At 51.6% G+C, this 14,031-nt stretch carries 11 protein-coding genes; 8 read left to right on the top strand and 3 right to left on the bottom strand.

The window, feature by feature from the left end:
* Nucleotides 1-187: 187 nt before the first annotated feature.
* Together pagP and WCT94_RS11825 are read left to right on the top strand one after the other, a co-directional pair.
* Nucleotides 188-841 carry a lipid IV(A) palmitoyltransferase PagP gene (pagP, locus tag WCT94_RS11830; RefSeq protein ID WP_431888155.1) on the top strand — a complete coding sequence of 218 codons (654 nt, stop codon included), beginning with the start codon at nt 188-190 and terminating at the stop codon, nt 839-841.
* A gap of 249 nt (nt 842-1,090) precedes the next feature.
* Nucleotides 1,091-1,990: a carboxylate/amino acid/amine transporter gene (locus WCT94_RS11825; RefSeq protein WP_336869718.1), complete on the top strand. Its 900-nt coding sequence runs from the start codon at nt 1,091-1,093 to the stop codon at nt 1,988-1,990.
* Here WCT94_RS11825 and metR read toward each other — a convergent pair.
* On the bottom strand, nt 1,896-2,831 hold the full coding sequence (gene metR / locus WCT94_RS11820; protein WP_180740777.1) for an HTH-type transcriptional regulator MetR: 936 nt from the start codon (nt 2,829-2,831) through the stop codon (nt 1,896-1,898). The genes WCT94_RS11825 and metR overlap by 95 nt on opposite strands.
* Nucleotides 2,832-2,935: 104 nt before the next feature.
* Here metR and metE point away from each other — a divergent pair, with 104 nt between their 5' ends.
* The 3 genes from metE (at nt 2,936) to WCT94_RS11805 (ending at nt 9,697) form a co-directional block, all read left to right on the top strand.
* A complete protein-coding gene (gene metE, locus WCT94_RS11815; RefSeq protein WP_336869717.1) occupies nt 2,936-5,200 on the top strand; it encodes a 5-methyltetrahydropteroyltriglutamate--homocysteine S-methyltransferase in 2,265 nt (754 codons plus the stop codon).
* A 539-nt stretch (nt 5,201-5,739) separates the two neighbouring features.
* Nucleotides 5,740-7,362, top strand: a complete 1,623-nt coding sequence (locus WCT94_RS11810; protein ID WP_336869716.1) for a methyl-accepting chemotaxis protein — start codon at nt 5,740-5,742, stop codon at nt 7,360-7,362.
* A gap of 673 nt (nt 7,363-8,035) precedes the next feature.
* On the top strand, nt 8,036-9,697 hold the full coding sequence (locus tag WCT94_RS11805; protein ID WP_336869715.1) for a methyl-accepting chemotaxis protein: 1,662 nt from the start codon (nt 8,036-8,038) through the stop codon (nt 9,695-9,697).
* A gap of 94 nt (nt 9,698-9,791) precedes the next feature.
* Here WCT94_RS11805 and WCT94_RS11800 read toward each other — a convergent pair whose 3' ends face one another.
* Nucleotides 9,792-10,619 carry a dienelactone hydrolase family protein gene (locus WCT94_RS11800; RefSeq protein ID WP_336869714.1) on the bottom strand — a complete coding sequence of 276 codons (828 nt, stop codon included), beginning with the start codon at nt 10,617-10,619 and terminating at the stop codon, nt 9,792-9,794.
* Nucleotides 10,620-10,665: 46 nt separating this feature from the next.
* Complete coding sequence (locus WCT94_RS11795) at nt 10,666-11,343, bottom strand: helix-turn-helix transcriptional regulator (RefSeq protein WP_336869713.1); 678 nt, start codon at nt 11,341-11,343, stop codon at nt 10,666-10,668.
* Between the two features lie 87 nt (nt 11,344-11,430).
* Here WCT94_RS11795 and WCT94_RS11790 point away from each other — a divergent pair, with 87 nt between their 5' ends.
* From WCT94_RS11790 to WCT94_RS11780, 3 genes are all read left to right on the top strand, one after another.
* On the top strand, nt 11,431-12,027 hold the full coding sequence (locus tag WCT94_RS11790; protein WP_336869712.1) for a hypothetical protein: 597 nt from the start codon (nt 11,431-11,433) through the stop codon (nt 12,025-12,027).
* A 254-nt stretch (nt 12,028-12,281) separates the two neighbouring features.
* A complete protein-coding gene (udp, locus tag WCT94_RS11785) occupies nt 12,282-13,052 on the top strand; it encodes a uridine phosphorylase (protein ID WP_015842159.1) in 771 nt (256 codons plus the stop codon).
* Between the two features lie 149 nt (nt 13,053-13,201).
* Nucleotides 13,202-13,984 carry a tyrosine-protein phosphatase gene (locus tag WCT94_RS11780; protein WP_039285206.1) on the top strand — a complete coding sequence of 261 codons (783 nt, stop codon included), beginning with the start codon at nt 13,202-13,204 and terminating at the stop codon, nt 13,982-13,984.
* Nucleotides 13,985-14,031: the final 47 nt, after the last annotated feature.

Raw genomic sequence — 14,031 nt, 5'->3', positions numbered from 1 at the left:
GCGCTGAATTCACTATCTATTTAGGCAAAGTTGCTCTTTATCCCCTCATAATAGGCTGCTTTAGTTTCCCGTTTATATAGGCAGATTGAGTAAACTGAACTATATATTTTGGTAACAACCCAAGAATAGTTTTGCCTGGATTACCTTTGTTTGAATGGAATCGTGACGCTGTTACAGAGAACTTTATATGTACTTGAAGCGAATTTTAATCACGCTGAGTGTGATTACACTACCCGTTGTGCCTTTTTTGAGCTATGCAGCAGAAAGTGTAAATAATGTAGGGACAAATAATACGAACAGCACGGTAAATCTTGCCCCTGCCGCAGCTGATTCCAATGGTTCGGCATCGGATAAGCAGAGTGAAAGCTGGTGGCAGAGAAGTAAAAATAACCTGTCTACGACCTGGAGTTCACCGCAGAGCCACGACATTTATATCCCGGCAATTACCTGGCATAACCGCTGGACGTACGATAAAGAAAAAACAGATAGATATAATGAAAGGCCGTGGGGTGCGGGTTATGGCGTCTCCCGTTTGGATAAGGACGGGGATTGGCACGGGCTTTATATTATGGCTTTTAAAGATTCCTTTAATAAATGGGAACCTATTGGTGGCTATGGTTATGAAAAACGTTGGCGGCCAACCAGCGATCAGGATTTTCAACTGGGACTGGGTTTTACGGCTGGCGTAACGATGCGTGATAACTGGAACTATATTCCGATTCCGGTTTTGTTACCTATGGCATCAATAAGTTACAGTAAGCTCTCTTTCCAGGCGACTTACATTCCCGGTACATACAATAACGGTAATGTTTTCTTCGCCTGGTTAAGATGGCAGATTTAATTTTTAGGTTACCGGGCCTCTTTTATTTCATAAAGAGAGGCTCTAATTATTTGATAAAGCATTCCGTTGGCTGAATATATTCGGTGATGTAAATGTTATCTGGATGAACGTTATTTAATATCATGTCTCTCGTTGTGGAATTCATCCTTTCATTTGTCCATTATTCACCCTAATGTAAACCACATTGACTGAAATTCATTCAGTCATCTCCGTTACAATGGCGTTACTTTTTTCTAAGCGGATGCTGTTGTGCCATTACTTACTATCACCACTATCTTGTGGGCATTTTCATTCAGTCTGATTGGCGAATATCTTGCGGGTCAGGTTGATAGCTGGTTTTCTGCGATGTTCCGCCTGACGGCGGCGGCAGTGGTGTTTTTGCCGTTCTTACGTCTGCGCGGCTACGCGCCACGCGTCATTTTCTTGTATTTGTTAGTGGGTGCTTGCCAACTGGGTATCATGTACCTGTTCGTGTTCCAGGCTTACCTGTATCTGACCGTACCTGAGTTTTTACTCTTCACGGTGATGACGCCGCTTTACGTCACGCTGATTTACGATCTGCTCGCCCGACAGCGCTTGCGCTGGGGCTATGCTATGAGCGCTTTGCTGGCGGTATTCGGCGCAGCCGTGATCCACTATCACGGCGTGAGTGAGCATTTCTGGTGGGGATTCCTGCTGGTGCAGGCGGCTAACGTGTGTTTTGCCGCAGGTCAGGTTGGCTATAAACGCCTGATGGAGCTCTATCCGGTGCCGCAGCACTGTGCGTTTTCCTGGTTTTATCTGGGGGCGGCGATCGTGACGATAACCGCGTGGTTGCTCTTCGGCAATCTGGATAAATTACCCACCACAACCTTGCAGTGGGGCGTGCTGGTCTGGTTGGGGGTTGGCGCTTCCGGCCTGGGTTATTTTATGTGGAACTACGGCGCCACTCAGGTGGATGCCGGAACGCTCAGCATAATGAACAACTTTCACGTACCTGCTGGGCTCTTGGTTAACTTCGCTATCTGGCATAAAACGCCAGACTGGCTGAGCTTTATCGTGGGGACGATAATTATCACGTCCTCGCTGTGGGTACACCAGCGTTGGGTCGTGAAGCGTCCTTCACAAACGGTAAGTGCTCACAAGCGTGCTGACGCGCCGAACGAATAAACGCATCAATCACCGGTTGGCGCTGCTCTCCGTCGCGGACGGCGGCGTACAACCGGCTCCAAAGCCCATCACCCAGCGATTTGGTGACAATCAGTCCCTGACGCTCGAAGCTTTCCACTACCCAGTGCGGTAGCGCGGCGATGCCCATACGAGCGGCGACCATCTGAATCAACAGCAGCGTATTATCCACGCTTTTCAGCGTAGGGCTGACGCCTGCCGGCTGCAAAAAGTGACGCCAGACATCCAGCCGCTGCCGCTGTACCGGGTAGATCATCAGGGTCTCGGCGGTGAAATCCTCCGGTTCGATTTTTTCCTTTTTGGCCAGCGGATGATCGGGAGCCAGCACCAACCTGACTTCAAAATCAAACAGAGGCGAATAGTGCAGGCCACTGCGCGGCATGATGTCGGACGTCATGACCAGATCAAGTTCGCCTTGCTGGAGCGCTGGCTGAGGATCGAACGTCACGCCCGATTTAAAGTCCATCACTACCTGCGGCCAGTGCTGATGGAACTCGTCTAGTGCAGGCGTCAGCCACTGAATACAGCTATGGCACTCGATGGCCAGACGCAGCATGGTCTGGTGCGGCTCATGGCAGGCCTGCAACGCCTGCTGGATTTGCGGTAACACCTGCTCTGCCAACTGCAACAGAATTTCTCCCTGAGGCGTAAAACGCAGCGGCTGGCTTTTACGCACGAATAGCCTGAACCCAAGGCGCTGTTCCAGATCGCTGAACTGGTGGGATAACGCCGATTGAGTTTGGTGAAGTGCAGCGGCAGCGGCGGCTAACGATCCGGTATTGCGCAGTGCTTGCAGCGTTCGCAGGTGTTTAAATTCGATCATGAGAGTCCTTCACAGTGACAGTGAATAAATTGCGCTTGTGGTTACTACACTACCTGCGGATTATGGATGTGTAAACATCTGGACGGCTAAATGAGGAATTAACGATGGCGATTGTGAATCACACACTGGGTTTTCCGCGCGTTGGATTACGCCGTGAACTGAAAAAAGCGCAGGAAAGCTACTGGGCAGGTAACGCGACACAGGAAGAGTTGCTAACCGTTGGACGTGAGCTGCGTGCGCGTCATTGGCAACAACAGAAGGATGCTGGCGTTGATCTGCTGCCAGTGGGTGATTTCGCCTGGTACGACCATGTACTGACCACCAGTTTGCTGCTGGGTAACGTACCTGCTCGTCATCAGAATGAAGACGGCTCGGTCGATTTGGACACGCTGTTCCGTATTGGCCGTGGGCGTGCACCAACCGGTCAGCCTGCCGCGGCGGCTGAAATGACCAAGTGGTTCAACACTAACTATCACTACATGGTGCCGGAGTTCACTAAAGGGCAGCAGTTCAAGCTGACCTGGACACAGCTGCTGGATGACGTTGATGAAGCACTGGCACTGGGCCATAACGTGAAGCCTGTTCTGTTAGGCCCGGTTACCTATCTATGGCTGGGTAAAGTGAAAGGTGAGCCGTTCGATCGTCTGTCGCTGCTGCAGGATATTTTGCCGGTTTATCAGCAGGTGCTGGCTGAACTGGCGAAACGCGGTATCGAGTGGGTGCAGATTGATGAACCTGCGCTGGCGCTGGAACTGCCGCAAGCGTGGCTGGCCGCGTTTAAACCCGCTTACGATGCGTTGCAGGGTCAGGTGAAACTGCTGCTGACAACCTATTTCGATAGCGTTAGCCAGAATCTGGAAACGATCAAAGCGCTGCCGGTTCAGGGGCTGCATGTCGATCTGGTTCACGGTAAAGATGACGCCGCGACGCTGAGCGCCCAACTGCCTGCTAACTGGGTGCTGTCTCTGGGAGTGATTAATGGCCGTAACGTATGGCGTGCCGATCTGAGCAGCTGGTTCGAGCGCCTGCAGCCGCTGGTGGGAACACGCGATCTGTGGCTGGGCAGTTCATGCTCGCTGCTGCATAGCCCTATCGATCTGAGTGTGGAAGTGCGTCTGGACGATGAAGTGAAGAGCTGGTTTGCCTTTGCGATTCAGAAATGTGCGGAGCTGTCACTGCTGTCTCAGGCACTGAACAGCGGCAACGGTCAGGCACTGGAAACCTACAGTGCGCCGATTCGCGCCCGTCGTACCTCAACGCGTGTGAATAACGCCGCCGTTGCGCAGCGTCTGGCAGCTATTACCGCACAGGACAGCCAGCGTCAGAATGTGTATTCGGTGCGTGCGGATGCTCAGCGCGAGCGCTTTAATCTGCCGGCATGGCCGACGACCACGATCGGTTCTTTCCCGCAGACCACTGAAATTCGCGGCCTGCGTCTGGATTTCAAACAGGGTCGTCTGGATAGCAATAACTACCGCACCGGCATTGCCGAGCACATTAAGCAAGCTGTGGTTGAGCAAGAGCGTCTGGGTCTGGATGTGCTGGTGCACGGTGAAGCTGAGCGTAATGACATGGTGGAGTACTTCGGTGAGCATCTGGATGGGTTTATCTTTACCCAGAACGGTTGGGTGCAGAGCTACGGTTCTCGCTGTGTGAAACCGCCAGTCATCATTGGTGATGTGAGCCGCCCAGAAGCGATCACCGTTGAGTGGGCGAAATACGCGCAGTCCCTGACCGACAAGCCGATGAAAGGCATGCTGACTGGTCCGGTAACCATCCTGTGCTGGTCGTTCCCGCGTGAGGACGTCACGCGTGAAACCATCGCTAAACAGATTGCACTGGCGCTGCGTGATGAAGTGGCAGATTTGGAAGCCGCAGGTATTGGCATCATCCAGATTGACGAACCGGCGCTGCGTGAAGGTCTGCCGCTGCACCGCTCGGACTGGGACGCTTATCTGACCTGGGCAGTGGATGCCTTCCGTCTGAATGCCGCCGTGGCGAAAGATGACACGCAGATCCACACCCATATGTGTTATTGCGAGTTCAACGACATCATGGATTCTATCGCCGCGCTGGATGCAGACGTGATTACGATTGAAACCTCTCGTTCCGATATGGAATTGCTGGAGTCGTTTGAAGAATTCGAATACCCGAATGAAATCGGTCCCGGCGTTTATGATATTCACTCCCCGAACGTACCGAGCGTGGAATGGATGGAAGACCTGCTGAAGAAAGCGGCACAGCGTATTCCCGCTGAACGCCTGTGGGTGAACCCGGATTGCGGTCTGAAAACCCGTGGCTGGCCGGAAACGCGTCAGGCTCTGGCGAATATGGTTCAGGCAGCACAGCGTCTGCGTGAAACCCAGTAATAATTAGTGGCTAATGCAATCAGGGAGGCGATGGCCTCCCTGATTTTTATATCTTACGAATAGATAAAACTCGCATTATTTTCCCATCTCAAGTTTTTATTATTTCTCCATCGTGTTTTCTTCCTTCCCGAAAATTAACGATATTGTCTTTCCTTGAATAAAATTGCCGCGCTATCCCGCTTGTTTTTCTGCATCAACTGGTCGGTTATTTGCCGAGAATGAATATTCATCTGCCATCGATATATCTATTCTGCAAAGGATTTAAACGACACTGTCATAAAGCTCCTAAGTCTTGTGCCGATAAGGTAAACGGCATGGAGGCAGCTCAGGGCGTACGAATAGAGTGAGGTTGTTTGTATTTTCTAACGTTTTTCTGATGTTGAAAGTGCACCTGCAATTACTCCCTTATGGGTATATTTAATATGCCCATAAAGCATATTTATTTTCCCGAAAACGATTATTTCCCCCACTCTGCGAGGTTATTAGACGATAACCGTGCGCAGTAGTTATTATTATGTATTACCTAAAAGGAGTGAGATGTGAATTTAGCGAATTGGCGTATTGGTTATCGATTAGGAAGCGGGTTTGCCATCTTAATTCTGATGCTGTTTACCGTGAGTATTTTTTCTCTGTCTAAACTGTCCGGCTTTCAGGATGGTGCCAGAGATATCGTCAAAGACGTTTATCCACAAACGGTGGATGCGAATGACCTCATCGATAATGTGAATGGGCACTTTGTCGCTTATTTACAGATGATGCTGGTATCCGGCCAGGAGCAGCGTCAGGGATATGTCGATCGGATTATGGCGTACCGCAAGGAGATTAGTCGCCTGCTTGATAATCTGGAAAGGAATGCCTCAGGAGAGCTGGCCCGCAAGCAGGTGGGGGTTGTCCGCGGGTTTCGTGCCGAGTTCATCAAATCCGGCGATAAAATTATTAGTGATGCGATGGCGGGTAACAACGATGTCGCCGTAGCGGAATTCAATAACACCCTGAACGTGATTCAGCGTAATTACCGTGACTCGGTGAAGCAGTTGGTGAATTACCAAAATGATGCGATGGATAACTCTGTCGAGACCATGGCTGAGGTGTACAGCAGCACTCGCATGATTTTGCTGCTGATTTTGGCGCTGGGGGCCGTATTTGGGGCGCTGATTGCCTGGGCGATCACACGTAGTGTAACCCGCCCAATAGCGCAGGCGTTGCAAGTGGCAGACAGAGTGGCACAGGGCGATTTGACCTCACGCATCACGGTGACCAGCAAGGATGAAACCGGACTACTGCTGCAATCGTTGGATCGCATGAACACCAGCCTGAGCACGATTGTCGGCCAGGTACGCGATGGGGCGGAAACTATCTCGACGGCGGCGTCACAAATTACGGCGGGTAATCAGGATTTGTCATCGCGCACGGAAGAACAGGCGAGTTCACTGGAAGAAACGGCAGCCTCCATGGAGCAACTGGCATCCACCATTAAAAACACGGCGGAGAACACCCAGCAGGCGACGGAGATTGCTAATAAAGCGACCGGTGCGGCAAAACAAAGTGGCGATGTCATGCTTTCCGTGACGCAGAAAATGCGCGGTATTCGCGATTCGTCTCAGCGTATGGCAGAGATCATCGGTGTGATTGACGGCATTGCATTCCAGACCAATATTCTGGCGCTGAACGCCGCGGTTGAAGCGGCGCGGGCGGGTGAACAAGGGCGTGGCTTTGCCGTGGTGGCAGGAGAAGTCCGTTCACTGGCGCAGCGCAGCGCGACCGCCGCACGAGAGATCAAGGATTTGATTGACGACTCGGTGAGCAAAATTCGCGAGGGAATGGATCTTGTCGATACCGCTGAAGAAACCATGGGCGGATTGACGGCCCACGTGAAGGACGTACACGGCATTATCAGCGAGATTTCGCAGGCCAGTCGTGAACAGAGCGACGGGATTAACCAGATGAATCTGGCGATTGGACAGATTGACACCACGACCCAGCAGAACGCGGCGCTGGTTGAGGAATCGGCTTCTGCGGCTCTGTCTCTGCAAGCACAGGCCTCCGTTCTGGCGGAAGCGGTGAGCGCGTTTAAAATACCGTCGTATAACAACGGTAGCTATGGGTCTTATGCGCCGATAAATACGCCAACGCTGTCTCTGGCGCTGGCAAATAAAGAGTAAATTCACGGCTATTATTTGAGCGCGTTGCAGTGCAACGCCTATCTCTGTAGGGGGAGCAACCGCTCCCCTGATTTGCTAGAGCAAATGCAGTTTTTTCTCTTCTTATTCAGCTTGTTATTCTTTACTAAGAAATATTCTCATCTCTTTATTTTTAATATCAAATATGTCTGACTATCCTTTTATGTAATTGAGGCGTTATTTATGTTAATTATTGGTTGATTAACTTGTGATTTTTCCGATCGAAACTCAACTTTCGATAGTTAATATCTATTTATTATATGTTTTTGAATGATTTAAACGATCAATTCGTAAAGTTCAGAAACACATTGCCGATAAAAATGGATAACACAGGAGCGGCCATGGCTGCATGAGTCCGGAGAGGGAAGACCACTATTATCACTTCAATCACGCCTCTGCGGTCTTATCAGTTGTATTTGTAGCATTGTTAGATTTATTTCCACTTTTGCACCTCAACACCCGAGGGAAACTATTTGATTTTTGATAGCGCCTCTTATGCTGAGAGCGTGCGTAAAAATGCCTGCCTCAAGGTATCTCTGGCGTGTCAGAAGGTTTTTCCCCTTCAGATCGCCAATCATTCTCCGCCCTGTGGTTCCATCAAGCTGCGACATGTGCGCAATTGACATTGCTATGCATTACCTAAAAGGAGTGAGACATGAATTTAGCGAATTGGCGTATTGGCTATCGACTGGGAGCCGGATTTGCCATCCTGATTTTGATGTTGTTTGTCGTGAGCATTTTTTCCCTGTCTAAGCTATCCGGTTTCCAAGATGGTGCGCGAGATATTGTGAAAGAGGTTTATCCACAAACTGTTGATTCTAATAGTCTTATCGATAATGTGAACAGCATTCTGGTCGCGTATCAGCGGCTGATGCTGGTTTCGGGTGAGGATAAAATCAAGGAAAACGTCGATCGTGTGAACGGATTCCGTCAGGAAATTGGCCGCCTGCTGGATAAGCTGGAAAGCCAGACGGTTGAAGAGCGTTCAATCTCTCAACTGCGTGCTATCCGCGCGATCCGTACCGAATTTTTGAAATCCGGTGACAAAATTATCAGTGAAGTGGTGGCGGGTAATCGAGAGGCCGCGATTGAGGAATTCAACAACAACTTGAATGTTATCCAGCGTCAGTACCGTGATGCGGTAAGGCAGCTGGTTAACTATCAGGATGATGCGATGGATACCTCTGTTGAAGCCATGGCTGAGGTATACAGCGAGACCCGCATTATTCTGCTGCTTATTTTGGCACTGGGTGCCGTATTTGGGGCGCTGATTGCCTGGTCGATTACGCGCAGCGTAACCCGACCGATTCAGCAGGCTTTGCAAGTGGCAGACAGAGTGGCACAGGGAGACCTGACCTCGCGCATCACTGTTACCAGCAAAGATGAAACCGGATTGCTGCTGCAATCGTTGGATCACATGAATACCAGCCTGAGCACGATTGTCGGGCAGGTGCGTGATGGGGCAGAAACGATCTCGACGGCGGCCTCGCAAATTGCCGCAGGTAATCAGGATCTGTCAGCGCGTACGGAAGAACAGGCCAGCTCGCTGGAAGAGACGGCAGCGTCGATGGAACAGCTGACGTCTACCATTAAAAACACGGCGGAAAACACCCAGCAGGCGACGGATATCGCAAATAAAGCTTCTGGTGCGGCGAAGCAAAGCGGCGACGTTATGGTTTCCGTGACGCAGAAAATGCGCGGCATTCGCGATTCGTCCCAGCGTATGGCGGAGATCATCGGTGTGATTGATGGCATTGCATTCCAGACCAATATTCTGGCGCTGAACGCCGCGGTTGAAGCCGCGCGTGCAGGTGAACAGGGCCGCGGCTTTGCAGTGGTAGCAGGGGAAGTACGTTCTCTGGCACAGCGCAGTGCGACCGCCGCGCGGGAGATCAAGGATTTGATCGACGACTCCGTGAGCAAGATTCAGGAAGGTATGTCGCTGGTGGATACTGCTGAAGAAACGATGGGCGGGTTAACGGGCTATGTGCGGGATGTGAATGAGATTATCAGTGAAATCTCGCAGGCCAGCCGTGAGCAGAGCGACGGGATTAACCAGATGAATCTGGCCGTTGGACAGATTGATACCACGACTCAGCAGAACGCGGCGCTGGTTGAAGAATCTGCCTCTGCGGCTCTGTCTCTGCAAGCGCAGGCCTCCGTTCTGGCGGAAGCAGTGAGTGCGTTTAAGCTTCTGTCTTATGGCAGTGGCAAAACCGCCTCGTACGCCTCAGCGCCCGTGCGTACCCCAACGCTGTCTTTAGCACCTGCTACGGCGAAAGATCAGGGCAATAACGGCGATTGGACATCGTTCTAACGCTGTTTGTCTTTGTCACGCGGTAAAACACAAACGCCACCGGTGACCGGTGGCGTTTTAGCGAATAGCTAAGTATGAAAACGGTGTGGTGACGTTACGCCACGCCGTTTTTCTGGAACCACGCCAGCATACGCTGCCAGCCGTCTTGTGCAGATTCTTCATGGTAGCTAGGGCGGTAATCGGCATGGAAAGCATGACCAGCATCAGGGTAGACGATGATATCTGCCGCTGCATTGGCAGCGCGTAGCGCCTGCCGCATCGTATCAACCTGTGTCAACGGAATCCCTTCGTCCTTCGCGCCATATAACCCCAGCACAGGTGCCTCCAATTCCGTGGCAATATCGACCGGATGTTTGGGGCTATTCAGCGTTTTCTCACCCGTAAACTTACCGTACCAGGCAACGCCTGCCTTGAGCTGCGGGTTGTGTGCGGCGTAGAGCCAGGTGATGCGGCCACCCCAACAGAAGCCTGTGATCGCCAGCTTACTGGCATCACCGCCCTGTTTAATCGCCCAGTTGGCCGTGCGATCAAGATCGGACAGTACCTGCGTATCAGGCACCTTATACACCAGCTCGGTCAGGAGCCGCTGAATGTCGTTATAGTGGCTGGGGTTGCCTTGACGGAAATACAGCTCTGGCGCAATCGCCATATAGCCCTGTTTGGCGAGCCTGCGGCAAACGTCCTGAATGTGTTGATGAACGCCGAAAATCTCCTGCACCACCAGAACGATAGGGAGCGGCTTGTCATGGTTCGCCGGTCTGGCGATATACGCGGGTAGCTGCTCACCCTGAGAAGAAATGGTGGTCTCACTGGCAATGATACCGACAGAATCCGTGGTAATGATGGAGGAGGTCTGCGGTTCCACCGCCGGGGACAGCCCCTGAGGAAGATGTTTGAAGGTCGTCTGTTCATCAGTCTTCATTACGCGCTCTCCTGTTATCGATGAATCGTAGCTGGCAGTATTGTGCCTACAGCGTGTTGAGATAGTCTTCGAAGCGTTTTCCTTTCTCTGGCCTGAAGTATAGGCCGGTCTCCGCCAATGAAGTGATGTTATCTACCCTTAGATTACGAAAGTCTGAACGAGTTTCACACCATATCGTGAGCAACCATACGGCATCAAACAGGGTTAAACCAAGGGGACGGGCGACTCTATCACTCTCTCTTCCTTGCAGATCAACATAGGTAATATGCAGTTGGAGCCTGTTACGAATGGCCAGACGAAGAAAAGCCAGATGGTTGATGGCCCTCTCATTTTCCTCGGTATGCCGAGAAACCGCTCTGAGAGGAAGCGACTTATAGGTATCTGCTTTTTTGGCACCAATCGCCGCGCTGATTTTTGCTGAAACCCGGCTGGCCGCTGCGGAAAGCATGTTATCGCCTCGGGCACTTATCAGCCGCATTCCCAGCATAATGGCGTCCAGTTCATCAGGGTCAAAATTCAGCGGGGGCAGGAAGTAGTCTTTTTCAAGTAGGTAACCGAGTCCCGATTCACCGCGAATAGGGGCGCCGATGGTTTGTAGTGCCGCCATGTCCCTGTAGATCGTTCTGACCGATACATTCAACGCTTGAGCTAATATTTCCGCTGATACCGGGTGTACGCGGCCGCGAAGATGGTCAAGTAAAGAGAGTAGCCGAATCGTTTTCATGAGAAGAGATTACACCACCCTGACAAGTTCTGTCAGGGTGGTGTAATACGATTCAGACTTCATATCATCCTGATAACGGAGTTCATCATGGCTACCCCATGTTACGAAATAGTCACTTACACGGTAAAAACCCAGCAAGGGGCCGATGCAGCGCGCGCATCGGCACAACGTCTGTTAAAGCATTTCCCTGGGTTTATCGACTGGATCGCATTTTCAGGCATCGATATTTCCACCGAGCGTGTCGATCTTGTGGTGTGGAATAGTCTTGACGCAGCACAGGCTGCGGCAAAAGCGGTTGAAAGCCAACCGGAATTTTCCTGTTTCAGATCTTCGGTCAGTGCGTTGCACAGCATGGGGCACTACACCGTCCACATGGCGGACGCACCGTCGGTAACAAGCAGAGGCGGTATCGAAATAGGGCGATTTCGTCTCAAGCAGGGGGTTCAGGAGAGTGACATGCGCCAGGCCTATAATCAGATGGTAGAACGTCACCTTTCACTTCAGCCGGGCTGGAAAAGCCAGCATTTAGTCAGTTTGGATAATGGCGTCTTTATTGATCTTGCCTTTGCCGACAGTCAACCGTGTGCAGAAGCGATTTGTGCATCGTGGCAGGGGCAAGCGGTATGTAATGCCTTCTTGGAAATGATTGAACCGGAAAGTATCGAGTTTGGTTCGTTGTGGTAACCGGTAAGGCTAAAGAATCTACACTAGAAGACAATTAATCGGCAAAAGCGAATTTCTCACCTGATAAATTGTGATTCACATCACATATTTTATGTATGTTGATGTTTGTTTCTTTTTTATCGGTGATTCTCGTCACTTAAAAAAATGTAGTGATGCGCTAGAGTCTTTTTATTGAACGGACGCCTACAGGCTGCGTTTATGGGACGTCCAGCGCGATTTCTCTGAATACCCAATTGATTGCCCGGGAGGCAGTTATGTCTACATCTGATGTGTTCCATCTTGGTCTGGTCAAGAACGATTTACAGGGCGCGACGCTGGCGATCGTGCCCGGCGATCCTGAGCGTGTCGAAAAAATTGCTCGCCTGATGGATAACCCGGTACATCTGGCATCACACCGTGAATTTACGTCCTGGCGTGCGGAACTGGACGGCAAGGCGGTTATTGTTTGCTCGACCGGTATTGGCGGCCCATCAACGTCCATCGCGGTAGAAGAGTTGGCACAGCTCGGCATTCGTACTTTCCTGCGCGTTGGTACAACAGGGGCGATTCAGTCTGGTATCAATGTGGGTGATGTGTTGGTGACCACCGCCGCTGTCCGTCTTGACGGTGCAAGCCTGCACTTCGCGCCGATGGAATTCCCGGCCGTGGCTGATTTCGGCTGTACCACTGCGCTGGTGGACGCGGCGAAGGCGTCGGGGGCGGCGTTGCACGTGGGCATCACGGCGTCTTCCGATACGTTCTACCCGGGTCAGGAGCGCTATGACACTTTCTCTGGACGCGTTGTGCGTCGCTTCCGCGGCTCGATGGAAGAGTGGCAGAGCATGGGCGTGCTGAACTACGAAATGGAATCTGCCACGCTACTGACCATGTGCGCCAGTCAGGGGTTAAAAGCGGGCATGATTGCGGGCGTAATCGTGAACCGTACCCAGCAGGAAATCCCGGATGCGGCGACCATGAAGCTGGCTGAAACCACCGTGATCAAGGTGTTGCTGGATGCCACACGCCGTTTGTTAGCGGCTGAATAAGCACAAAAGTTGATGTTATTTTGGGCTGGTCATCGCAGAGACCAGCCTTTATCCTAATCACTTGTTCTGGTTTATTGGGTTAACCTGCGACGCGCTCTGCGTGTGTAATACGGTTGCCTTGCTCGCCTTTCAACCTCGCAAGGAGATGTATGACCGAACCAACGTTGCTTCATCCCTCTTTATTACCGCTGGACGGCGGAATCAACTTCCGTGATTTAGGCGGTAACCGTGCTGCTGATGGGCGGCTTATCCGACACGGTAAACTTTTTCGCTCCGGCTCGCTGGATCTGCTGAGTCAGGCTGACTGCGAACACCTTGCTGGCGTGCCGATTTCTCACGTGGTGGATTATCGGGATGCTGATGAAATTGCGCAGAAGCCCGATGTATTGTGGACGGGGGCTAATTATCACGCTTACCCAGCCAACCCATTGCGCCACGAAGTGACGGCCAATCTGGACTCGCTGGGCTCTGATGTGCTGGCGGCGTTTGATTCCCGGGCGTTTATGTTGGAGCTTTATCGCCGTTTGCCTTTCAATAATTCAGCTTATAAACAGCTGGTGTCGCTGCTATTACGGCCAGATGAGGGCGGGTTGGTACAGCACTGCGCCGTGGGTAAAGATCGCACGGGTATCGGTTCGGCATTGGTGATGTTTGCGCTGGGTGCGGATGAACAGACGGTAATGGAAGATTACCTGCTTACGGAAACAACGCTGACGCCATTTCGCCAGCAACTGTTGACGCATTTGTCGGCAACGCTGAATGAGAAAGCGCTGGGACAGTTCTCTTATGTGCTGTCGGTGCAGGAAGAGTTCATCGTGACGGCGTTGCAGGCTATCTACGAACGACACGGTTCGATCGATAGCTGGCTTGAGGTGGAATACGGGCTGGATAATCGTGCGCGGAACTATTTGCAGGATAAATATCTGGCGTAAGGTTTTGTTTTAGGCCGGTCAACTGACCGGCCTTTGTTTTGTTGTGT

Origin of the sequence: Pectobacterium sp. 1950-15, assembly GCF_037136835.1 — a bacterium.
Lineage (GTDB): Bacteria > Pseudomonadota > Gammaproteobacteria > Enterobacterales > Enterobacteriaceae > Pectobacterium.
Note: the sequence above shows the minus strand (reverse complement) of the source record. Positions and strands in the feature narration are given on the sequence as shown.